Consider the following 24,753-nt stretch of genomic DNA (forward strand, 5'->3'; position numbering starts at 1 on the left):
CCGCTAATATATTTATTAAATGTTATTATGTTCAAAATTAGCACTATCCGCCAAAAGACTTATATTTTTTGTTAGTGCCAGTACTTCCTTATCTCTGTCTCCAATTCTATCATTATTTTCGAATCTATTCTTATTTCAGAATCCTTAATAAATATCGACACACCTAAATAATGTTCTTGATGAAGTGTCAAAATATAATTCCTGTATTCAAAATCCCAATATTTTTGGTCAAGTCCGTTATTTTTTTTAGTAAATCTAACATTCAATTTTGTCTCTAAAATATTCGAAATCAATTTGAAATCATCGGGATTTGAAGATAAGTCAATCTCTGTATTTTTGTTTTCAATAAGTATTAAGTCTTGGTTTACACTTTCAGATTCGGTTTTCTCATTAATTGTATCAAATTCGATCTCCTTAGGATTGTGTCGAGGACTGTCATATGCATAAATTACTCCGTTTTCAAATCCTCGAATATCCAACACTGAAAATGATTTTCTATATTTTTTAATTAGTCCGTTTGTCAAGTTCAGTATTATCAGCTTTTGAATTGTCCCTTTGAATATTTTACGTTCCCATATTGGTACAGCAATCAACGCGTAATTTGAATCCCAAATCGCTGGTCCAGCACACCAATCACCGATTTTAATTTTCTTACCGTCTTCTGTTATTAGAAAACTCTTTCCTCCAAGTGGTGCACCCATAGAGATTTCATTCAAGTCGTAATACTCAATCTTAAATCTATTGTCTTTCGATTTTAAAGATTTGTCGGTATTATCAAAATCCCATGGATTCGGATATGTTGTAATGTCTTTCATCGTATTGGCAACGTGATTGTGTATGGTAGTTGCGTGGTTAAGCAACTAAATTAGTAAACTTTTACGAACCCGTGGAAATTCCGCAGGAATTTTTGCAAATAGGCAAGAACTCAGCAATTAATTATACACGGTGTTGCCACACGTTTTTATTCAATTTCTTTTAAAATATAATCTTCTTTTGTATTGCCAAATGTTGATATGAAAATTTCATTTCCGATTTGTTTTTTCAGAATGAAAGGTGCGTAATTTTCGGTAAATAAAATATCAAACCCATTATGATTTGCTCGTTCCCACATAAAATGGTCGGAATTTCCGAATTTCCACGAATTGCTGATATAAACAGAGTCATTTATAAATTGGATTGTATCTGTCCACTTTCTGAAATTTCTGATGAATTTTTTTCCAGTAAATTTTATTTCGGGTGTCCTATTCTTTAATGAATCTACCAACCTCTTATAAACTCTATTCTGATTATAATTCTTGAATACAATACTGTCTTTTGTTAATGGGTCAATCATTTCAGATTCATAGTATTCATTTCCAGCAATAACAAAGTAGTCATTTCCAAAATCCACTAAATTTTTTCCTTTTAGTTCAAATTTTTCAGTTCTTTCGTTTCCGTAATTAAATTCCTTATAATTAAAAGTTCCGTTGTCGAATGTAATTAATTCGTTGAAAGGAAAATCTCCGACAACATAATCTTTAATTGTATCATTATCAGCAAACTTATAAGAAGATATCCAAGTTCCATTCAGTTTTTTTTCATTCTGACAAGAGGTCAAAATAAAAGTCAAAATTATTATGTTGAGTAGTTTTTTCAAATGTGCGGTAACGGTTTTGTGCATGAAAAGTTGCGTGGTTAAGCAACTAAGTTAATAAACATTTTCGCAAGTAGGTTAGAACCAGGCAACTAATTATACACGGTGTTGGCAATTGGCTTTTTTATTCACGATTAAATACTTGATTATAATATTCGTTCAATAATCCTTTTCCGTTATATTTTGTTTTTAAAATCAGTTTTGATTCAGCACAAGCCTTTTTATATAAACTTTGCTCTTTTTCATTCAGACTTTTTGAGCCTAAATAAACCATTTCATAAATCGGATTAGATTGTTCCAATTCAAACGCTTTTTTAAGCATTTCTTTCCCTTTAATTTCCAATTCCTCGTAATCTCCAAATTCGTAAGGGAAAATTGAAATTGTATATCCAGCAATAAAATTGAATTCAGCCAATTCCGAGTATTTATTCAGTCCATTTTTTAATTCAGATTCCAATTCAGTTCGTAAATCAATATCTTTCTTAAATTGTCCATTAACATCTTCAATCATAGACCACAAAAAGAAGAAATAATATTTCCACGTTTCAAATTCCGCATTATTTTCCGAAATCAGTTTTTGATATTCAGAATACGCCTCGTTATATTTTTCGGCAGTTTCTAATTCAAATATTTGTTCCAGATTTTGATTCATTCGGGATTTTTTTCAGCTTGTTGCCAACGTGTTTGTGTATGGTTAGTTGCGTGGTTCAGCAACTAAGTTAGCAAACTTTTACGAACCCGTGAATATTCCGCAGGAATATTCGCAAGTAGGCTAGAACAAAGCAATTAATTATACACGGTGTTGCCCACAGTATTTTTTATTAATTTCGTTATTGTTTTAATTCCATAAGCAACATTATTGAAAATCCGATTGCTATTAAAAATCCAATTCCGTTGAGTATTTTTTTATTCTTAATTATTAAGGTCAGAATAAAGTCAATTAGTAATCCAATAATTCCAATTCCAATTAATCCGACCATATAGACAACTCCCCAACCTTCTTCGTATGATAAAATTTTCCATTTAGCAATTGTGTAAATTAGGCAACAAGCTAAATAGATAAGGAAATAAGCCTTTAAAATTGTCCACTTTTTCACTTGCATAATTATTTTCTCAATAAATAGGTGAGTCAAATTTTACTATTGTCGTGTCATTTTCTACGATAAAATCAACCCAATGGTCAAGTGAACCTCCATTCGTATAATATCCGCCACCTCTAATTTCCTTTTTTCCGTTAGCGCGATTAAAAGTCAGTGAGTAAGCTCCGTCAGTTTTATTTTTCCGCATCGATAAGAATTCAGTCACGCTTTTATTCGGCTCAATTCTGTCAATTTTTATCACGTTCAATTTTTCGGTCGTAGTAAATTCTACGTTTGTTATTGGTTTACTTGAGTTATTTTTAATTTTCATTTCAATTCCATTTTCTTTGAACATAAAACACGAGTTCAAAGTCAGAATTATCATTATTGCGAGCAGTTTTTTCATATTGTGGGCAACGTTGTTGTGTATGGTTCGTTGCGTGGTTAAGCAACTAAATTAGCAAATAAATCCCAGATAGAATATTCCGCAGGAATGTTCGTAAGTCGGCAGTGACCAAGCAATTAATTATACACGGTGTTGTGCACTGTTTTTATTTTTTCAGATACTGTTTAGCATCTCTTATATTCAATTCCGTTTCGTCGACTCCTTGTCCAGTTCGGTTTTGATTAAAGACAGGTTCGTCAAGTCGGTCAAGTCCGATTAATATTTGAAAAACTGCAATTCCATTTTCGTTTTCCACTTCCGTTCGCAACCACTTTTTATATTCCGCTATTAAATTCCGATTTCCGATTTTTGATAAGCTCCAATATCCACTAACTCGTTCGTCCTCGTTTTTATAAATTCCAGAGTTCAGTCCGTCGACTATTATTTTTTCCAATTCAGTCGGTTTGTATTCGGTCAGTTTAGATTCCGCAATTATTCCTTTTTCAAATTCCGAGTGAGAATTTCCGTTCTCCTTTTCGAAAATAAAAGCAACTTCTGTAAACTGTTCATTTGTTAATTTCATCACTGTTTTCAATTCGGCGTAACGGTTTTCTCAAATAGTGCACAACGGTTTTGTGTATAAGTTAGTTGCGTGGTTTGGCAACTAATTTAGCAAAAATTGACCGAACCCGAGAAAATTCCAGCGGAATTTTCGCACGTAATCTAAAAAAAGCAATTAATTATACACGTTGTTAGCTTTTAGTGCTTTTTTGTCCGTTTAGTAATTTATTCCGAATTTATTTTTTTTCGATAATTTTTATTTTCAAAGTTTGAGTAAATTCCGCAGTTTTTGATTCCGCAAACTTGCTCAAATTCCGCAACTTGCTAAATTCCGATTGCGTGAGATTCCGAGTTTCCAATTCAGTTTTAGATTCCGCAAACAAGCTAAAAAATCAAGCGTAATTCAATTCAGAGTTTGAGTGAGCAATTCCGCTGTTGTATTTCATTCCACATTTGAGTGATAATTCCGAAAATTTTTGAAATTCGACACACAGTTTTTCTAATTTATCTTACTTAAAATTCTAAAAAAAAATCGAAAAATAAACCAGGCTTTTTTCAAACCGCAAACTTGCTCCAGCATTAAAGCTAACGGTTACGTATAAGAATAGTGCGGTGTTTGTAAGCGAGGATTTTCCGCAGGAAAATCAGAAGCAAGTAAACACACTATTAATTTAGATAAAGCACAAAACACGTATTATTTTTATACAATGTTGCCATGCGTGATTTTATTATTTTTGCGCAATTAAATATATAAAAATTTTACGCAACAAAAAAGAGTCCGACGCAACAGTTGCGTATTACTTGGCACAAGTCAGATTTTAAAAAACATAAGAGTAAAATTATTAGCGCGTACACCTTGCGAATTGATTCTTTAAAGTCAGTTGATTAATATTTTGAGTTATTATTTTAAACTACTTTTTAAGCGGTTTTAGAACTTTTTTTTAGAGCTGAGTGAGCATGAATGGCAACAATTGGATATACGCTATTGTCTATATCCAATCTATAGCGTTTATTACAAATCTAATATAATTTTAGAATAATGAGACTTTTATAAAACAGTATAAAGATTAACCTTAAAAAATTGAAGACCTTAAATACGCAGTTGCAGACCTTAATGTTTTTTATATCATTTACATTAGAAGCGCTACAACTTGTAAAATAAAGAGGGAATTTTCGTTATATTTTTAGATAGTTTATGGTTTGCAATACACATGTCTAATTTGTGTAAGTTAACAAGGTCCACGAGGGTTAGAACTAACTATAACCTCTATGTAATGGTCTTACCATCTTTTAAGAATATCATTTTTAAGCTATAAAAATATTATCGTTTTAAAGAGAAATGCCCCTCAAATATTTTTCCATTACCAAGATTAGCAGTAAACCAATAATCGTTTGGCGCCATCTCTGTTCCATTATAAAACCCGTCCCAGCCAAAGTCATTTGCAGATAGTTGTTTCATTAATTTACCGTACCTATCATAGATTAATATGGTTGAGTTTGGAAACTTATTAATGCCGTTAATTCTCCAAAAATCATTGTCACCATCGTTGTTTGGTGTAAAGAATTTTGGATAGTCAATTATAATAACTTCTCTAGACGCTTCACCACAATCATTTTTATCTCTTACATACACATCATAAACACCACCTTTAAGATCAGGAAAGAAATTACTGTTTTGATAGTGGATGCCATCTATGGAGTATTCGAAATCTCCATCTCCGGTGGCAATGATTTCGATAAAGTTATGGCCTAATTCTCCATAATTCACATCTTCTATTGCGATTGGCATAGAGCGAGTTAAACGGAACGAAAATGATTGTTCGCACTCCGTATTATTTTCGAGTTGTGTTATAGATATTGTATACGTTCCTTCGTTTTCTAGGGTAACATGACGCGTAGAAGATAATAATGTGCCATTTTCAGAATACCATGCGTATGTGTAAAAGCCGGTGTCTACAGATAATGAAAGTGAGGGTTCTAAGTAACAAATCATATAATCTTCGTCTAAGTCAATTTCTGGCAAAGGATTAACGATTAAATTAAAAGAGGTTTCAGAATAACAGATTGGATTAGAAGCATCTTCAACTTTTACATTGATGGTTTGAGAAAATGGTTCCGTATTTTCGAAAGTGCTTGGTAATGGACTTGGAAGCGGACTTCCATTAGCGTCGTAATAAGCTATTACTAACCCCGTTTGATTACCAATTATAGCCTGTTCAATTGATGAGGTATCGAATTCCGAATACCCATCACCTTGGTCACAAGCGTATAAATTACTAGGATGATTAATATTAGGTTGGGTAATTGTTTGTAACTGAAATGTTGTTTCGTCATAACATGCTGAGGACGTATTTGTAACTCTCGCTGTTATAGTTTGATTAAACGCGCTTGTGTTGGTAAAAGGATTTGGTAAGGGACTTGGTAGTTGATTATTGTTTTCATCAAAATAACTGATGCTTAAACCCGATTGACCATTGAGCAATTGACTTTCTATAGTAGAGGTATCAAAATATTCAGAAATACCATCATTATTATCGTCACAGCCTAATAGGTTTGGGATATCATTGGCAACAGGATTCGTATTTACGGACAAATTAATTACAATATCAGACACGCAATTTGTAGTTGTACTTGTAACTCTAGCCGTTATAATATCTTCATTAATTGTAAGATTTGTAAAATTGGAATAGTCCGAAGGTAGAATTGTAGCATTGTTGCTATTAATTAATTCTACATTGAGATTTGGTTGCCCATTAATTAAATCGCTTGGTATGTTGCTTAAATCAAATGTGGTAAAACCATCACTATCATCATCACAGAAAAATAAATCATCTATAGTATTAATTTCGGGTGCTGCGGTTACTATGATATCAAAAGAGGTTTCAGAATAGCAACAGAGACTCCCTTGATTATAAACTCTTACTTTTATGGTTTCTAGATCTCTAACCGTATTTGAATAGGGATTAGGTAAGGTGTTATGTTCCGCACCGTTACCATCAACAAAGGTCACAATTCTATCGGTTTGTCCACCTAAAACTTGTGCTGTAATTGTTGAAATATCAATGGATGATGATAGACCTGTTCCAAAACTATCTTCGCACGCATAGATGTTATTAATGCCATAAGCAGTAGGCGGTTCTATGACATTGATAGTTTCGGTAATAACTTCAATAGTTCCATTCGTTGTAGTCACTGTAGCGCTCACCGTAAAGGTACCGTCTGCTGAAAAATCATGAAACGGAGATAAATCTACGGACGTATTATTTGTGCCAGAAGCTACATCTCCAAAGTCCCATTGTATAGAAGCAACATTTGAAGCTTCTTCAATACTAAACTCTTTTAGAAACTCTGAACAGATATTAGAAATGTTCATTGAAAGCGTATTGGATGTATGATTAACATCTCCTGTTACATTGATGTAAAAATTAGCATTTGGCCTTCCAAAAGATGCTGTAGAAACATATTGATCATTACCTGCAGGTCCACCTCCGAAATTGGTACAGCCTCTTTGCCAAGATAATTCGTTACTTTGAGTAGAACCTGCAATAAAGGCGAGTCCGCTTCCGTATGCAATTCCTTTGTGAACTTCAACTAAAATTTTCTCAACTCCCGCCGGAATAACGATTGGAGTATCAAAAACAACCTCAACGATCTGAGGGCTATCTCCTATAGTAGGTGAGAGTTCTTGGTTTTGACTACTTCCTATGAGGTTTGATGTTGAAAATGAGTCTGGGAAATTATCGTCTATTTCATAAATATTAAAACTAATTTCGGGTAACCATCCGACATTATTAATACCTACTTGCCCCGAATTAATGACATACTCTTCATCGGTTGAAATTCCAAATTCATCTAAATCAAATGCTCTAGCCCAATAAATGTACGATGATGAGCAAGAATGGATGTCTGTTTTTATGATATCGTCACAACCATTATGAGATAATCTCGTGGTAGATCCTGTGCTTTGTATATCAATAATCTCTCCGGTAACATTAATATAAAAATTAGCATCCGGAACGGGGTTTACCAAATCGGTAGTTGGAGTTAAACCATAGTTTTCATCACAGCCTTCATACCAAGATTCTCCAGTGTCTTCGGCGGTTCCCGCAATAAATACCTGAGATGATGCAGGGTTGTAAAAATCGTCGTGCTTTTGTACCGTAACCAAAATCCTTTCAACACCAGCAGGGACAATTATGGGTTCGTCAAATTCTACATTTATAATTTCGGGAGTGCCGTTTATATTTGGAGATTGTCCGATGCCACGCCTTCCGAGCACTACTGGCGGATAAAGCGAGTAAAAAAACACGGGGAAGTTAGCATCAATACTATACACATTAAATTGTAAAAGTGCTCCGTCATTAGACTGACTCAGCGCAACTTGTCCAGACGTTATTTTAAACTGCTCATTGGGGTTGATCCCAAAATCCTCTAAAACAAATATCTTAGACCAGCTCTCGTCTCTTTCACAAGAGAACATGTCTGTCGCAATTGGAGTGGTGCCTACATTATGCGTTAACGTAATTTGCGCAAAAGACTGAATGCTATAGCCAAAGCATAATATACCGAGTAAAATAAATTGTAAAGGTTTAGGCATTCTTTAATTTAGGGTTTGTCAATACTATCGACTTGTGATCTTTAGGATTGATAATTGTTTACAGATGCCTAAAAATAATAAATAGATTTAATTATGTAAGAATTTTAGAGGTTATTACGATTCGTTAGGCTCTAATTAAGTAAGCAAATTTTATATTCTTTTTAAGGTTTATTGTTCCGTTTCATTTGGCATCATGTCATTTATATATGCTTGTTTGTTTTCTTTTTCCAATAACCCGTTCTGTAATAACGTGGCAAACCATTCAGAAAATACCTTAGCTCCTTTATGGTTTACATGTTGAAGATCTCCATACTGAGAATTAGAGAGTGGAAAACTTGAAAAGTCCATATAATCTATAGTTCCGTATCGTGTTTTCAGTATTTCAAGATATTTTTCCTCATTAACAGACTCACGATATGTTTTGTGAAGCGGACTTCTTATCAAAATAACTTTTTTACTGTTTTCTTCACAAAATTTAATTATAGCATCCAGATATGATAAATTGACTTCGGAAACCTTATCATCTACTGATTGAGGTGGTTCTTCTAGGCTAGATAGTGTATTTACTAAAGAATCTGTTTTGTCTCGTTTTAAATAGAAGTAATTACCAAAGTCGTTAGAGAAATACTCGTCATTTTTAATGATTCTTGTAAGTTTCCTTTTTAGGGAAAGCGACTGCACATTTATAAATGCTGCTGGATTCTTTTTTAATAATAATAGTTGGTCAGAATTACTGATAAAAGAAGAATATTTAGGGTATTTGTAGGGTATGTATTTGTTACTCCAAATATTTTCATTCATGTTTAATTGATTGTCTGTGAATTCAATAAAAACAACTTTTAGTGAAGAATTTTGTTTAATAACCTCTTTCATTTTAGAGTAAATGTAAAAATAGGAATCGCCAGATTGAGAAAGGTTTTTTAAGCTAGGAATGAGACTGTCGTTAAATGCGCATTCGGGTTGAGAATGCCCTAAAACGATATATTTAGGATTGTTCTGAAGTTTAAAACTCGTAAATTTTCTATCTAAAGATGTTGCTCCAATTAAAGTCAAAACAATTATGCCTAATAAAAGGAACGTGAAAAGTAAAATACGTTTAATAAATATGCTCATAACTAAAATTGAAAATATATAAATTCTTGTTGTTTTCCTTGATGCATAAAAATCAGTAGGCATATGATAAGGTAAAAACACCATCTGTAATAGCGTTTTTCAATTCTACAAAGTTGAGATAAGGTGTGTTGTCCTTCCCGTCCCAACCATTCTATAACGATAAAGAAACAGATGAGAAGTAGCGTTAATAACGTATCACTTGTTAGTGATTGGGGTATATTGAATAAAGACCCTGAGAATATACCTGTAATATAATCTATGGCATGTTGAAGCGATTCTGCCCTAAAAAATATCCAGGCAAAAACGGTTAACCCAAAAGTAAATGACATTAACCAAAAATCTTTAAGACTTGGTAAGCGTTTGTCTTTTGCAACAATATCTAAATAATTTCTGTTCTTTTTTGTGAGAAGAATGGGCAAAAAGTATAATGCGTTTAACGCTCCCCAAACGATAAAGGTCCAATTTGCACCATGCCAAAATCCACTGACTAGAAATATGATGAATACATTCCGAATTTTATTTAATAGACTACCTCGACTTCCACCTAAAGGTATATAGACATAATCCCTAAACCATGTGGAAAGCGATATGTGCCAACGTCTCCAAAATTCAGCTATATCTCTGGAAAAATATGGAGTTGCAAAATTTTGTTTTAAATTAAAACCAAAGAGACGCGACGTTCCAATGGCAATGTCTGAATACCCAGAAAAATCACCATAAATTTGAAATGTAAAAAAGATAGCACCTAATACTAAAGTGCTTCCTGAATAGTCTGAAGAATTGTTGAAAATTTGATTGGCATATTCAGCACAATTATCTGCAATAACTATTTTTTTGAATAATCCCCAAAGTATTTGTCGCATGCCATCAATAGCTTTAGCGTAATCGAAATGACGTTTTTTATAAAATTGAGGTAATAGATTTGTGGCACGTTCAATTGGTCCTGCTACTAGTTGAGGAAAAAAGCTCACAAAAGCAAAGAATGCAATAATGTCTTTAGTGGGTTCTAGTTTTCTTTTATAAACATCTATAGAATAGCTTAAGGTTTGAAACGTATAAAAACTAATTCCAACGGGTAGAATTATATTTAAGGAATTTGAACTGATTTCAGTACCAAATAATGAAAAGGCACTCGTAAAATTGTCAATAAAAAAATTAAAGTATTTAAAGAACCCAAGAAAACCAAGATTAACGAAAATGCTAATCCATAGCAACTGTTTTCTTTTTGTGTCGTTGTCTTGTTTAGATAGGCTAAGTCCAATCAAATAATCAACAAGGCTACTAAATAGGATTAAAGATAAAAAGCGCCAATCCCACCACGCATAAAATATATAACTGGCGATTACAATTATTAAATTTTGGAGCTTTAGGTTTTTATTCGCGATAAACCAATAAATAATAAAAATGATTGGTAAAAATATAGCGAAATCAATGGAGTTAAAAAGCATTTTTTTTAGTCTAAAATAGTTCAGTATTTGATTCGCATAAATAGAACTTTAAAGTTGACTTCTTTTAGCGTAGTGAAACGACGAATTTAATGAATAAATATCGAACTGAATTGCATCGCTTTATAAGCGTTGATAGTATTGTTTTAATTAGAGCGTACTTATTATTCTAAACTAACAACGTTTTATTTAGACTTCAATTTGAATTAATTCTTCTGTTTTTTTTTAACTAATGGCTTTCATCTGCTAAAGGAGAAATCATAATATGTGCTCTGTGTGTTCCAGGATTCATAATCCAAGGATGGTTTGAAGCTACTGGTGCTTCTGGTAAACCTGTAGATGCTGAGGTAGCCCACGGTAAATAAACCACATAACGTAATTTTGCTCCATCTACTTTTGCAGTTTCTGGATCGTACTCGGCTTTAGGGCCGGAATAGATGTGCAACGTCGCTCCTGAGGTGATATTAAATTTACCGGCTTTCATTTCTTCTTCACGGATGTCAAAGATTTCTTGATGCTTTTTTCCTTCGGCTTTTAAAGCGCGTCCTCTTGCCATAAACGGTTCGAGATCTTTATGGTAACATGCTGCACTAAATCCATTTTTGTTAGGGTCATCTGCAAGCACAATAAATTCATTATCACCTTCTTTTAAAGTTACAAATTCACCTGCCATATTATAGCCAATCACTTTACATCCAGATCTACTGGCTTCTGGAGCGGCCATTAGTGCGGTTGCAATTAAGGCGTCATCAGTAGTGATAGCTTGTAAGGCTTTGTTTGTTTCGGTTAGTGTGGATTCTGTTGTGATTTCCGTGGTCTCAGATTCTTGTATGGTCGTTTTTGTTTTGTCTGATGAATTACAAGACACTAATAGTCCTGCAAAAACGAATGCTGTGATGATGAGTTTCATATTGGTTGTTGGATTTTTAGATTATTGGATTGAATTGTTGTTTTTAAAGTTACTAAAATCTGATGAGATGAAGGTATTTGAGTCTATATGATTTTTTGTGTTTTAAAGCTTCTCAATACATTCCGACAAAAAAGTGGAACACTCGAAGTGACAACACGTATATCACAAAAATAATCCTAATGGGTTACATCAGGATTTTATAAGCGTTAAAGAAATGTGACCAGCCAATTTATGTGATTATTTAATAGACTTTTTCGTATTGATTTAATGTACCTCCACGTATTATTTTACGTACTGATGACCAGAAGCTCAATAATGAACCAGTGGACCTATTAGAGAGGTCTGTAAGGATTAATAGGTTATTAACATAGTGTTGAAGATCTTTGTCTATTGGACGATAGAAAGCCATACTCCATTCCGAAAAATACCTCTGTTTAACTGGTGCCTCCCACAATACTTTTATGCTATGGTGCCTTTTATCTGCCATAATGTTTTCAAATACGTTTAGCACATCTTTTTCGAGTCCTTCTAGAATTTGAACGAAACTTCCATTATGATAGATGAGACATCCTGAGATATTATTTGCTGTGTTGGTAGCAATAGCTGTTTCAAGAATATTGTCTAAATCGTCAAGCTCTAAATCTGAGTTTCCTATAGAATGGTAATTTAATTGATACATATTGTTTTTTAGAGTTGACAATGTGATGCTTGATTTTTATAAAGTGAAGCTGCGCTAAAATAACAATTTACTTCACAAATTAATTGCGCTTGTGTAAAGTGTAGAAACTAATTCATAGGCTTAAGAAGCCTATTGTAATTTCAATATGGAGCATTTTAAGGTGATCAACTTATTTATAAAATTAAAAAAATCCTGATGGGTTAATAACATCAGGATTTTTTAGAATGTGCTTAGTGCGCAGAATTAAATGTAATATTTAGGTTTCTCTTTCATGAGATGCCTGCGTCCGCAAGAATTTATTCAACTAAAACCCATTCTCCTTTTTCAATTAAAGGAATGGCCTGTTTGTATTTTACTTCTTTGGCTTCTCCACTCATTACATGCTTAATAGTCACCTTATCATTACGACCAATTTTTGCATGTTCTCTAACGATAGTTTCAACCACTTGCTGTTGGCGCGATGCACCTTCACCAACTTGTCTGCTTTGAGAAGAACGCTCATCTAAATTTTGAATCTCGTCTTTTTGAGTTTCTAATTTTTCTTGTTTACGTGCTCTTGCTTCTTGAATAGTATCTGCTGTTTCTTGAGGGATTTCACCTTTAAATAAGAATGAAATTACATCTTTATTCACTTGGTCAATCATTGCTTTAAACAATTCAAAAGACTCAAACTTATAAATTAACAATGGATCTTTTTGCTCATGAACAGCTAACTGAACCGATTGCTTTAATTCGTCCATTTTACGTAAATGTACCTTCCAAGCATCATCTACAATGGCTAAGGTAATGTTCTTTTCAAAATCATTAATTAATTGCTTTCCTTTAGTTTCGTAGGCTTTCTGTAAGTCTGTTACAACTTGTAAATTCTTAACTCCATCTGTAAATGGTACAACGATACGTTTAAATTTATCGCGTTGTGTATCATATACATTTTCAATAACAGGAAATGCTAAATCTGCTGCGCGTTGCATTTTTTCGCGGTAATGCTTAAAGGCTGCTTTATAAATCGTACCAGCAATATCAGTCGCATTCATTTTTCCGAATTCAGATTCAGAAATAGGGGATGCCATTGAGAAATAACGAATCAATTCGAATTCAAAATTCTTAAAATCGTTGGCGTTTTTATTCGTTTCAGCAATACCTTCAGACGTATCAAAAATCATGTTCGCTAAATCCACTCTCAAACGTTCACCATGTAAAGCATTACGACGACGTTTATAAATGACTTCACGTTGTGCGTTCATCACATCATCATATTCTAATAAACGCTTACGCACACCAAAGTTATTCTCTTCTACTTTTTTCTGTGCACGCTCAATAGACTTAGAAATCATGCCGTGTTGTATCACTTCACCTTCTTTTAAGCCCATTCTGTCCATCATCTTAGCGATTCGTTCAGAGCCAAATAAACGCATTAGGTTATCTTCTAAAGACACATAGAACTGTGAACTTCCTGGATCTCCTTGACGACCAGCTCTACCACGTAACTGTCTATCGACACGACGAGAATCATGACGCTCAGTACCTACAATGGCTAAACCACCTGCTTTTTTAACGTCTTCACTTAACTTAATGTCGGTACCACGACCAGCCATGTTGGTGGCAATGGTTACTTGTCCTGCATTACCAGCTTGTGCTACAATATCAGCTTCTTTTTTGTGTTGTTTCGCGTTTAAGACGTTATGGTCTATTTTACGAATGCTTAACATTTTACCTAAAAGTTCTGAAATTTCAACGTTAGTTGTACCAATTAGTACAGGTCTTCCGGCTTGTGCTAAAGTTGTGACTTCATCGATAACGGCATTATATTTTTCACGCTTTGTTTTGTAAACTAAATCGTCTCTATCATCTCTAGCGATTGGTCTGTTAGTTGGAATCTCAACAACATCTAATTTGTAGATTTCCCAAAGTTCACCAGCTTCTGTAACCGCAGTACCTGTCATACCAGATAATTTACGGTACATTCTAAAGTAATTTTGAAGTGTTACGGTTGCGAACGTTTGTGTTGCGGCTTCAATTTTTACATTTTCCTTAGCTTCAATCGCTTGGTGTAATCCGTCAGAATAACGACGACCATCCATAATACGACCGGTTTGCTCATCTACAATCATAACTTTGTTGTCCATAACAACGTACTGATTGTCTTTTTCGAAAAGAGCGTAAGCTTTAAGTAATTGATTTAACGTATGAATGCGTTCAGACTTAATTCCGAAGTCTCTAAATAATTCTTCTTTGAGATTCGCTTCTTCTTCAGAGGATAATCCTTGTGATTCAATTTTAGCGATTTCAAGTCCGATTTCAGGCATCACGAAGAAATTTGGATCATCTTCACCAGAAAGGAATTCAACTCCTTTATCAGATAATTCTACCTGATTATTTTTTTCATCAATAACATAATAGAGTTCCTCATCTACTTTAGGCATTTCTCTATTGTTATCTTGCATGTAGTAGTTTTCCGTTTTTTGAAGCAATTGTTTTACACCTTCTTCAGATAAAAACTTTATTAATGCTTTATTTTTAGGAATACCTCTGTAAGCTCTTAATAATTGAAAACCACCTTCTTTTGTATCACCAGCTGCAATTAACTTTTTTGCTTCAGCTAAAACACCTATTAAGTATTTACGTTGCACTTCTTCAATCGCATTTACTTTAGGTTTTAAGGCATCAAATTCGTGCTCATCTCCTCTAGGAACTGGACCTGAAATGATTAATGGTGTACGTGCATCATCGACTAATACAGAATCGACCTCATCAACAATCGCATAGTGATGTGGACGTTGTACTAAATCATCTGGCGAATGTGCCATGTTATCACGTAAATAATCGAAACCAAATTCGTTGTTGGTTCCGTAAGTAATATCTGCGTTATAGGCTTTACGACGTGCATCAGAGTTAGGTTGGTGGTAATCAATACAATCAATACTCATACCATGAAACTGAAAGATTGGTGCCATCCAAGCGCTATCTCGTTTTGCTAAGTAATCGTTCACTGTTACTAAGTGCACTCCTTTACCAGCTAAGGCATTTAAATATACCGGAAGCGTCGCTACCAATGTTTTACCTTCACCAGTTTGCATCTCTGCAATTTTACCTTGGTGCATCGCAATACCACCAATCAATTGAACATCGTAGTGAATCATATCCCAAGTAATTGGTTTACCTGCAGCATCCCAAGAGTTTGACCAAACGGCTTGGTCACCTTCTAAGGTTACATAATCATTATCACCAGAAATTTCACGGTCAAACGCATTTGCTGTCACCGGAATTTGCGTATTATGTACAAAACGTTTTGCAGTTTCTTTTACCACGGCGAACGCTTCGGGAAGAATGTCGTTTAAAACACCTTCAGTGACTTCGTAAATCTCGTCATCAATTTTATCGACCTCTAGATACATGTCTTCACGTTCGTCGATGTCTTCTGTAAGTTGTGCTTTTGCTAAAAGATCATCTTTTTTTGTTTGAAGAGGTTGTCTTGCTTCGGCAATTTTTGCTTTAAATTCAGCTGTTTTTGCTCTAAGCTCGTCATGCGATAAAGCTTCTAAAGCTTTTTCAAACGTTTTTATTTTTTCAACAATAGGTTTAATGGCACCAACGTCTTGTTTGGATTTATCTCCAACAAAAACTTTAAGTACTTTATCTAAAAAGGTCATATTATGATGTTTGTAATGGATTGATTGGTATCAATCTTTAATGTTAATTTCAGTTAGTTTTACATATTTTAAAAACATGATATCTAATTAAAAACACTTCTAATGAGCTTCGCTCGGTATCTTCAATTAAAATATATTTTCATTTCGATTATCCTCGAGGGGATCATCAATATCTTATAAATTTCGTTTCGGAAAAAAACCTCCCGAAAATAAAAAAAGTCTCTCAGTTATGATAACGCAAGAGACTTTTTTGTGATAATTTTATATGTTAATATTCGTCCTCATTCCAGAGGTAATCTTCGTCAGTAGGATAATCTGGCCAAATTTCTTCAATAGAGTCGTAAGAATCTCCTTCATCTTCTATTGCTTGTAAATTTTCAACAACTTCTAAAGGTGCTCCTGTTCTAATTGCGTAGTCAATAAGCTCGTCTTTGGTTGCTGGCCAAGGCGCATCACTTAAATAAGATGCTAATTCTAATGTCCAATACATAATTGCGTTGTAATTTAATTTTTTGCAAAAATAATTTTTTAGTTGAACAATCCAAGAGAAAATTAAGTTAATTAGTATTTATCTCAAATAAATTAATATTCTGGTCTCGCTGAACATTTATATTTATGCGTTTTGAATCTTTCAAATTTCATTTATAAATGTTTTATCATTAATAAAAAGAACGTATAATTTTCAACTTTTATTTCAGACTAAATTTTGCTGTTTAATCCAATTACTAAAGAGATTGCTTCGTCCTGCGTCCTCGCAATGACATTTAATTAAGATTCTTTATTGGGAATCCACTTTATCTCTTCAGCGTGTAAGTCATGTGACAACTTCCGTGCCAACACAAAAAGGTAGTCAGATAGTCTATTAATATACATTAAAGTTTCGGGTTGAAACGGTTCTAAGTCATTGAGATGCGATGCTAAACGTTCCGCTCTACGGCACACCGTACGTGCAATGTGACAGAATGACACGGTTGTGTGGCCACCAGGTAAAACGAAATGCGTCATTGGTGGAAGACTATCTTCCATGAGGTCCATGCCTTTTTCTAGTTTCTCAATGTCTTCGTTAGATATCTTTGGAATGTTTAAGCGTGCTTTACCATTTTTTAATTGCGCTTTTTCTGGATCTGTCGCTAAAATGGCTCCGACGGTAAAAAGTCGATCTTGAATATCCATCAACGTATTTTTATACAATTGATCTATATCTTGGTCTCTGATTAAGCCGATATGTGAGTTGAGCTCGTCTATGGTGCCGTAACTTTCTATTCGTATATGATGTTTAGGAACACGTGTGCCACCGAAAAGTGCGGTTGTTCCTTTGTCTCCTGTTTTTGTGTATACTTTCATATTTCAAAGTTAAGAGTTATGGGTGAAATGTTGAGAATTATGAGTTAAAAATTATATGTGTAAAGTAAAATGTAAAAAGTAAAAAGTGTAAAGTGTGAAGTGGAAAGTGAAAAGTTTTGAGATTTGAAGATGAATCATGAAGGCAATAGAAGAGAGAAAATAGAAAATAGAAAATAGAAGAAAGAGGATGGAGTTGTGAGTTGTTGGTTATTGGTTGGAAAGAGACAGGATGTAAGAGTCAGGATACAAGATGCAAGAACCAAGGGTAAAGGTTTGATGGTAAAGAGTATATAGATTAGATTTTTTAGTTAGAAATGACGAGTTTGAGCTAAATGCTAAATGCTAAGAGTAACTGTTTTACTGATCACTGCCTACTGACCACTGCCAACTGACCACCGCCTACTAATTAAATGTATCACTTTCAATAACACCATCACGTAAACGAATAACCCGTTTGGCATGTGCTGCAATGTCTTCTTCGTGAGTTACCATAATTACGGTGTTTCCTGCAGCATGAATATCTCCAAAGAGTTTCATGATTTCGATTCCTGTTTTAGAGTCTAAGTTACCTGTTGGCTCATCGGCAAGGATGATTGATGGTTTGTTGACTAAAGCTCTTCCTACGGCGACACGTTGTCGTTGTCCACCAGAAAGTTGATTGGGCTTATGATCCATTCGGTCTGCTAATCCAACATCTGTTAAAACTTCTGTAGCACGTGCAATCCGATCTTTTTTTGAAAATCCAGCATAGACCATTGGTAGCGCCACATTATCTAAAGCAGTTGTTCTTGGAAGTAGGTTAAAGGTTTGAAAAACGAATCCGATTTCCGTATTTCTAATATCGGCGAGTTCGTCATCTGACATTTGACTCACGTCATTTCCGTTTAGGTTGTAAGAACCTGCCGTTGGTGTGTCTAAGCAGCCTAATAGATTCATTAATGTCGATTTACCAGAACCCGAAGGTCCCATAATTGCTACATATTCTCCACGTTTTATATCTAAATCGATACCTTTTAAAACATGAACAATTTCTTGTCCTAGTTTAAAATCTCTAATGATGTTTCTAATTTCGATGACGTTGGCACTCATATATAATAACTATTGTGGCTTAAACCTTTTGCAAGATATAAGAATTAAAAAATCGATTCACCAAATAAGACGTTAAAGTTGAACCTTTGTTACATTCTAATTTTAAAATGTTCCTTAACTTGTTCTCTTCTAAAAAACACGAAGCCTAAATTGAAGCCATCTACGGTTACCGTAACAGCGTCGTGATTCTTGATGTATTCCCATGCTTCTGTCATGCCTTTGGACCAATAAATATCGTCGAACACAAAAACAGAATCATTATGGGCTTTTGGTAATAAGGCTTCAAAATATTTGATGGTGGCTTCTTTGTTGTGATGCCCATCGAAGAAAATAAAATCATAATTCTCTTCTTTTAAATTGGGGATTGTATCTAAAAAATTACCAACTAAGAATTCCACATTCGTTATGTTATTATTTTCTAGTTTGGATTTGGCAAGAGCTGAGGTGTTTGGACAGCCTTCAATGGTTATAATTTTCGAAGTTGGGGTTGCTATTGCTATGGCATAAGTTCCCATGCCGAGAGACGTACCCAATTCTAAACTATTCTTAAACCCAAAATATTTTGAAAGTCGGTATAAAAGCTGTGCATCTTTTTTAGAACTGCTAGAGGCTTTTACCATTTTAGAAACGTGTCTGTGATTAGCGTCTAAAGTTTTTGAGCCTTCTCCTAAATCTATAATTTGCAGTGTTGTTCTTGAGTTTAGTAGCTCTTTTTTATAGTGTTTGAGTTTAGTGTAGGCTTCATAATCGGTTTTGTCATAAAGGCATTTGGTTACAAAATTATAGACAAAAGGGGAGTGGACTCCGTGTTGATTGGTGGCTTTTGAAAGGAATTTTATGTATGCTTTTATTTGGTACACGTTTTGGATTTGCTGAGATTCAAAGATTCAAAGTTTTAGAGTTGCTGAGTTTCAGAGTTTCTTTTTCTCGCTAAGGCGCTAAGGCGCAAAGGAAAAAAAATATTACTTACCTTAATGCTTTGCGGCTTTGCGGCTTTGCGTGAGGCTTCAGCCTTCCAGTTTCTCAGCTAATTCAAACCAACGCATTTCTTTTTCTTCAATGGTATCAATAATAACTTGTAGCTTTTCTGAAAGTTTACTGATTTGATCTTGGGATAAGTCCGGATTATGGAACTTGGCTTCTAATTCTGTTTTATCGAATTCTAATGACCGTATTTTAGATGTTAAATTTTTATATTCCTTTTGTTCGTTGTAATCTAGCTTATTGGCTTCATTTTGCTTTTCCGCTTTTGTGTCAACAACTTTTTCTACGACTTCAATTTGTTTAGGCTGACTTGCATCATAAGCTCTAAAATCAGAGTAATTGCCAGGGAAATCGTCAACGATACCTTCACCCCTAAACACAAACATATGATCTACAATTTTATCCATAAAGTAACGGTCGTGAGACACGACTAACAATACTCCTGGGAAATCCATTAAAAACTCTTCAAGAACATTTAGGGTTACAATATCCAAATCGTTTGTTGGCTCATCGAGAATTAAAACATTCGGGTTCTGAATTAAAACAGTACATAAATACAATCGTTTTTGTTCACCTCCACTTAGTTTTTCAACAAAGTCCCATTGTTTCTTTCTATCGAATAAAAACTTTTCTAGTAATTGCTGTGCGCTAATTTGTCGGCCTTTGGCTAGCGGAATATACTCGCCAAATTCTTTAATGACATCAATAACTTTTTGATTAGGTTTGGCTTTAATTCCGCCTTGCGTGTAATAACCGATTTTAACCGTCTCACCCAAAACAACTTTACCGCTATCTGGCTGTGCTGTTTGTGTAAGAAGGTTTAAAAACGTTGATTTTCCTGTTCCGTTTTTGCCAATAATACCAATACGCTCTCCTTTTTTAAAGGTGTATTCAAAATTATTAAGAATCGTTTTGTCTTTAAATGCTTTTGAGACCTTATGAAACTCTATGATTTTACTCCCAAGGCGTTCCATGTTAATGTCCAATTCGATAGTGTGATCGTTACGGCGTTGGTGTGCTTTGGATTTTATTTCAGAAAAATCATCAATTCTACTTTTTGATTTTGTAGTACGTGCTTTGGGTTGGCGACGCATCCATTCCAATTCTTTTTTAAAGAGCTGTTTTGCTTTTCCAACTTCAGTCGCTTGATTCTCTATTCTGGCTTCTTTCTTTTCTAAATAGTAAGAGTAATTACCTTTATACGTATGTAATTCACCATGGTCTAATTCTATAATTTCATTACAAACACGTTCTAAGAAGTAACGGTCGTGTGTCACCATAAACAGTGTTTGCTGTGTTTTAGCGAAATATTCTTCTAACCATTCAATCATTTCGAGATCGAGATGGTTGGTAGGTTCATCGAGAATTAAAATATCAGGTTTGCTTAAAAGTGCTTGTGCTAAGGCTAGACGCTTTTTTTGTCCACCAGAAAGTGTTTTAACTTTCAGCGTCAGATCATCTAATTTTAACTGCGATAAGGTTTGTTGGTATTGCGTTTCAAATTCCCACGCGTTATAGCGATCCATACCTTCAAAAGCTTTCTGATAGGCATCCGCATCTTCAGGATTTTTTAAGGCATGCTCATAAGCTTCAATTATTTTTAAAATCGGAATATCTGACGCAAAAATGGTTTCTTCGAGTGTAAGATTGGGATCTAAATCGGGTTCTTGGTCTAAAAAGGCTAAACGCAATCCTTTTCTAGCGACTATTTGTCCGTCATCTGGAGTGTCTTTTCCCGCTAACATTTTAAGGATGGATGTTTTTCCACTTCCATTTTTAGCCACAAAAGCAATTTTTTGATCTTTATGGATGCTGAAAGACAAATTTTTAAAGAGCACTAGCTCTCCAAATGATTTTGATATATTTTCTACGTTGAGGTAATTCAAACTGTTTTTTTTACAAAGAACGGAAATAAACCAAAAAGAATACTAATAGTTTTGATATTACTATTGATACATTATATTTGTCTTCAAAGATTCGTTGTATATATGAAGCCTATTAAGCTTTTAATTATTTTGTTGTGTTGTGTGGTTATTTCATCTTGTATCCCTCATAAAGACACTATTTATTTGCAGGTAAAAGAGAATGCTATCAATGATACTATTCCAAATAATCTTGTTGAAATTCAGAAACCCTATCGTGTACAAGTAAACGATATATTGAATATTCGCGTCAAGGCACTCGATCAAGAAACGGTCACTATTTTAAACCCGACAGGAGAAGGTAGTTTAAGTGCTAGTAGTGCTGAGCGTGCTTTTTTTGATGGTTTTACCGTAGATGTGCATGGCAATGTTAGAATTCCAACTCTAGGTTATCTGAATGTTTTAGGATTTACCACGGAAGAGATTGAGAAAAAGATAGAAGAACAGCTTTTAAAAGAGCAGTTTAAAGAAACTGCTAATATTTTTGTGACCGTAAAACTTGCGGGATTACGCTATACCGCTAATGGAGAAGTTGGCTCACCTGGAAGTCAGGTTTTGTTTACAGATCGAGTCAATATATTTGAAGCCATTGCTAATGTAGGGGAGATTCCTGTAACAGGTAATAAAAAAGATGTTAAAATTATTAGACAATATCCGCAAGGTCAAAAAATACATAGTTTGGATTTAACAGATATTAAGGTGATGCAATCTCCCTATTATTATATACAACCCAATGATATTATTTATGTAGAACCCTTAAAGCAAAAGTCGCTTGGGACTGGTGAGACGGCGCTCTCTAGTATTGCTGCGATAGCTTCCTTACTTTCTTTATTGACTACAGGTATTTTACTTTATTCAAGACTATAATATACTTATGAAAGATTATGACGATTTAGAAGACCAAGATTCACAAAATATAAGTTTTGATTTTAGAGGTTATCTTTTTAAAGTATTAAATCTATGGAAATTTGTGTTGATATGTATTGGAACTGCGATGTTAATTGCATACTTTATCAACGCAAGAAAGCAAAATGTTTACCGCTTAGATTCTTTAATTTCTATAGAAAACGATCAGAATCCATTTTTTACGGCTAATACTAGTATATCCTTTAATTGGGGAGGGACTTCTGGGAAAGTAGGTAAAGTAATGACTGCTATAAAAACACGTACACACAATGAAATCGTTGTGGATTCCCTTCAATATTATATGGATTACCTAGAAGAAGGTAAATACCGAAAAATTGATATTTATAAAAGTGCGCCTTTTGAATTTATTATTGATAAATCTAAAGCTCAGGTATTGAACTATCCGGTTGGGATACGGTTTTTAAATGCTAATGAATTTGAGGTCTTTACAGCATTTGAAGGCAAAAGTGTTTCTACTCAAGCCTATGGAGATAAATCGAGATCTACAGTAGAGGTGCCAACAGGTGTCTTTACAGAAAAAATTAAAAGTGGAGAGGCTATTGCCTTACCTTTTTTAAATGGTCAAATTATAGTAAAGCCTGGACGTAGCATTACGCCAGGAACAGAGTATTTTCTTCGGTTTAGTAATTTTGATGGCGTGGTTAATAGTTATAAGTCTAATATTATGATTACCCCGGTTGGGACTTCCGCTGGTTCTATTTTAAATTTACAGTTGGCTGGTCATAATAAAGCTAAAATTGTTGATTATTTGAATGCTACTTCTGAAATTTTGAGTAAGACCGAGTTGAAGCGAAAAAATCTATACGCTACGAATACCATAAAATTTATTGATAGTAGCTTGGCTGCCGTAAATGTAAATCTTGAAGGTTTTACGGATGAGATGAATACGTTTAGAAGAGATAACAAGGTGTTTGATGTGAGCACAGAAATCTCTCAAATTTCAGAGGAGCTGCGCCAGTTTGAATTGGAAAAGCAAAATGAAGAATCGAAACTTGATTACTTAAATAACCTTGAAGTTTATTTAAACACCAAAACTGATTATATTAATATTGCAGCTCCTACGAGTGTTGGAATCGAAGAAGGAAACGTGCTTAGTGGTGTTTCCAAGATCGTTGCCTTAGCTGCTGAGCGTCAAAATTTAGAGTATACGACTAAAGAGGGCTCAGGGCTTTTTAAAGAATTGGATCGCCGTATTGATTCTGAAAAAAATGTATTGCTTGAAACCATAGATGCTACCAAAGAGACGATTGGAGTGCGCATACGAACTTTGAATAGTAACATTGCAACATTAGAATCAAAATTGAGTGGCTTACCAGAGGATGAGCAACAGTTTTTGAGGATTCAACGAAAATTAGATCTCAGTCAGGAAGCTTATGATATTTATTTAGCAAAACGGAGTGAGGCTGCCATTGTAAAAGCGGCAAACATTTCGGATATCACTATAGTTGACGAAGCTAAAGATATTGGAGGGGGTTTAATAGGGCCAAATAAAACCCTGAATTATATGATGGGCTTAATGTTAGGTTTCTTTCTTCCTATGTTATTAATCTTTATTGTCTATCTATTAGATAGTACCATTCATGGCTCTGATGAGATTGCCCGATTGTCTAAAATTCCTATATTAGGTTTAGTCGGTAAGTACCGCTATAAGAATAACTTGGTAGCATTTGAAAAACCTAAGTCTGCCGTAGCGGAATCTTTTAGAGCCATACGTTCAAGTTTACAATTTATTTTTAAAAATCATAAAACTGAAGGCAGTGGTGCAAATACTTTAATGATAACCTCTTCTGTTAGTGGAGAAGGAAAAACATTTACGTCGATTAATATTGCCACCGTCTACGCCCTTTCTGGAAAAAAGACTATTTTATTAGGGTTGGATTTACGTAAACCAAAAATCTTTGATGATTTTAATATAACTAATGAAAAAGGTATAGTTAATTATCTTATAGGAGATGATTCCTTTGATAGTATTGTGACGCATACCCATATCGAGAATTTGGATGTCATTCCTTCTGGTCCAGTTCCTCCGAACCCTTCAGAGTTATTAATGAGTGATAAATTAAAAAAACTTATCGGTGAGCTTAAGAAGACCTATGATATCATTATATTAGATACTCCTCCTTTAGGTTTGGTTACTGATGCCTTGGAATTAACACAATATGCCGATGCCACAATATTTATGGTCCGTTTGGACTATACCAAGAAAGGGATGCTTCAATTAGTAAATGCAAAGCATCGTGCAGGTGAGCTTAAAAACGTTAATTATGTCCTTAATTTCTATAGACATAAAAATAATAGTAATTATGGCTATGGCTACGGTTACGGCTATGGCTACGGTTATGGAGTTTATGGTAATACGTATCATGAGAAGGATAATCAATCTATTTTTAAGAAGGTAAAAGAGTTTTTGAAGCGAATCTAGTTGTTGGCTTTTA

At 34.2% G+C, this 24,753-nt stretch carries 19 protein-coding genes; 2 read left to right on the forward strand and 17 right to left on the reverse strand.

What is annotated here, in order from left to right; translation table 11 throughout:
• Nucleotides 1-71: 71 nt before the first annotated feature.
• The 17 genes from HM992_RS09280 to HM992_RS09360 form a co-directional block, all read right to left on the reverse strand.
• Nucleotides 72-860, reverse strand: coding sequence for a hypothetical protein (locus HM992_RS09280; RefSeq protein WP_178984714.1), 789 nt, complete (start codon nt 858-860; stop codon nt 72-74).
• A 101-nt stretch (nt 861-961) separates the two neighbouring features.
• Complete coding sequence (locus HM992_RS09285) at nt 962-1,609, reverse strand: hypothetical protein (RefSeq protein ID WP_179319462.1); 648 nt, start codon at nt 1,607-1,609, stop codon at nt 962-964.
• 148 nt (nt 1,610-1,757) lie between these two features.
• Nucleotides 1,758-2,285 carry a hypothetical protein gene (locus HM992_RS09290; RefSeq protein ID WP_115840019.1) on the reverse strand — a complete coding sequence of 176 codons (528 nt, stop codon included), beginning with the start codon at nt 2,283-2,285 and terminating at the stop codon, nt 1,758-1,760.
• A 178-nt stretch (nt 2,286-2,463) separates the two neighbouring features.
• Complete coding sequence (locus tag HM992_RS09295) at nt 2,464-2,736, reverse strand: hypothetical protein (RefSeq protein ID WP_179319463.1); 273 nt, start codon at nt 2,734-2,736, stop codon at nt 2,464-2,466.
• 10 nt (nt 2,737-2,746) lie between these two features.
• A complete protein-coding gene (locus HM992_RS09300; RefSeq protein ID WP_179319464.1) occupies nt 2,747-3,067 on the reverse strand; it encodes a hypothetical protein in 321 nt (106 codons plus the stop codon).
• Nucleotides 3,068-3,263: 196 nt separating this feature from the next.
• Entirely contained in the window at nt 3,264-3,680 is a 417-nt protein-coding gene (locus HM992_RS09305) for a hypothetical protein (protein WP_179319465.1), read from the reverse strand.
• A 1,299-nt stretch (nt 3,681-4,979) separates the two neighbouring features.
• The gene (locus HM992_RS09310; RefSeq protein WP_179319466.1) at nt 4,980-8,255 is read right to left on the reverse strand and encodes a T9SS type B sorting domain-containing protein; all 3,276 of its coding nucleotides are present in this window, start codon (nt 8,253-8,255) and stop codon (nt 4,980-4,982) included.
• Nucleotides 8,256-8,423: 168 nt separating this feature from the next.
• Nucleotides 8,424-9,368: a hypothetical protein gene (locus tag HM992_RS09315; protein ID WP_179319467.1), complete on the reverse strand. Its 945-nt coding sequence runs from the start codon at nt 9,366-9,368 to the stop codon at nt 8,424-8,426.
• 2 nt (nt 9,369-9,370) lie between these two features.
• Entirely contained in the window at nt 9,371-10,816 is a 1,446-nt protein-coding gene (locus tag HM992_RS09320) for an MBOAT family O-acyltransferase (RefSeq protein ID WP_179319468.1), read from the reverse strand.
• Nucleotides 10,817-11,042: 226 nt separating this feature from the next.
• Nucleotides 11,043-11,723: a hypothetical protein gene (locus HM992_RS09325; RefSeq protein ID WP_179319469.1), complete on the reverse strand. Its 681-nt coding sequence runs from the start codon at nt 11,721-11,723 to the stop codon at nt 11,043-11,045.
• 241 nt (nt 11,724-11,964) lie between these two features.
• Nucleotides 11,965-12,402, reverse strand: coding sequence for a BLUF domain-containing protein (locus HM992_RS09330; RefSeq protein WP_178984726.1), 438 nt, complete (start codon nt 12,400-12,402; stop codon nt 11,965-11,967).
• 296 nt (nt 12,403-12,698) lie between these two features.
• The gene (gene secA / locus HM992_RS09335) at nt 12,699-16,052 is read right to left on the reverse strand and encodes a preprotein translocase subunit SecA (protein WP_179319470.1); all 3,354 of its coding nucleotides are present in this window, start codon (nt 16,050-16,052) and stop codon (nt 12,699-12,701) included.
• 268 nt (nt 16,053-16,320) lie between these two features.
• Complete coding sequence (locus HM992_RS09340; protein WP_008272287.1) at nt 16,321-16,542, reverse strand: DUF2795 domain-containing protein; 222 nt, start codon at nt 16,540-16,542, stop codon at nt 16,321-16,323.
• Between the two features lie 278 nt (nt 16,543-16,820).
• On the reverse strand, nt 16,821-17,396 hold the full coding sequence (locus HM992_RS09345; RefSeq protein ID WP_178984728.1) for a cob(I)yrinic acid a,c-diamide adenosyltransferase: 576 nt from the start codon (nt 17,394-17,396) through the stop codon (nt 16,821-16,823).
• A gap of 402 nt (nt 17,397-17,798) precedes the next feature.
• Nucleotides 17,799-18,485 carry an ABC transporter ATP-binding protein gene (locus tag HM992_RS09350; protein WP_115810095.1) on the reverse strand — a complete coding sequence of 229 codons (687 nt, stop codon included), beginning with the start codon at nt 18,483-18,485 and terminating at the stop codon, nt 17,799-17,801.
• Between the two features lie 89 nt (nt 18,486-18,574).
• Nucleotides 18,575-19,345 (reverse strand): O-methyltransferase, encoded by a 771-nt coding sequence (locus HM992_RS09355; RefSeq protein WP_179319471.1) that lies wholly within the window; start codon nt 19,343-19,345, stop codon nt 18,575-18,577.
• 147 nt (nt 19,346-19,492) lie between these two features.
• Nucleotides 19,493-21,355 carry an ABC-F family ATP-binding cassette domain-containing protein gene (locus HM992_RS09360; protein ID WP_179319472.1) on the reverse strand — a complete coding sequence of 621 codons (1,863 nt, stop codon included), beginning with the start codon at nt 21,353-21,355 and terminating at the stop codon, nt 19,493-19,495.
• Nucleotides 21,356-21,457: 102 nt separating this feature from the next.
• Between HM992_RS09360 and HM992_RS09365 the strand changes: the two genes are divergently transcribed.
• Nucleotides 21,458-22,258, forward strand: coding sequence for a polysaccharide biosynthesis/export family protein (locus HM992_RS09365; RefSeq protein ID WP_179319473.1), 801 nt, complete (start codon nt 21,458-21,460; stop codon nt 22,256-22,258).
• A gap of 7 nt (nt 22,259-22,265) precedes the next feature.
• Nucleotides 22,266-24,740, forward strand: a complete 2,475-nt coding sequence (locus tag HM992_RS09370; protein WP_195806611.1) for a polysaccharide biosynthesis tyrosine autokinase — start codon at nt 22,266-22,268, stop codon at nt 24,738-24,740.
• Nucleotides 24,741-24,753: the final 13 nt, after the last annotated feature.

Source organism: Winogradskyella helgolandensis, assembly GCF_013404085.1.
GTDB classification, from domain to species: Bacteria; Bacteroidota; Bacteroidia; order Flavobacteriales; family Flavobacteriaceae; genus Winogradskyella; species Winogradskyella helgolandensis.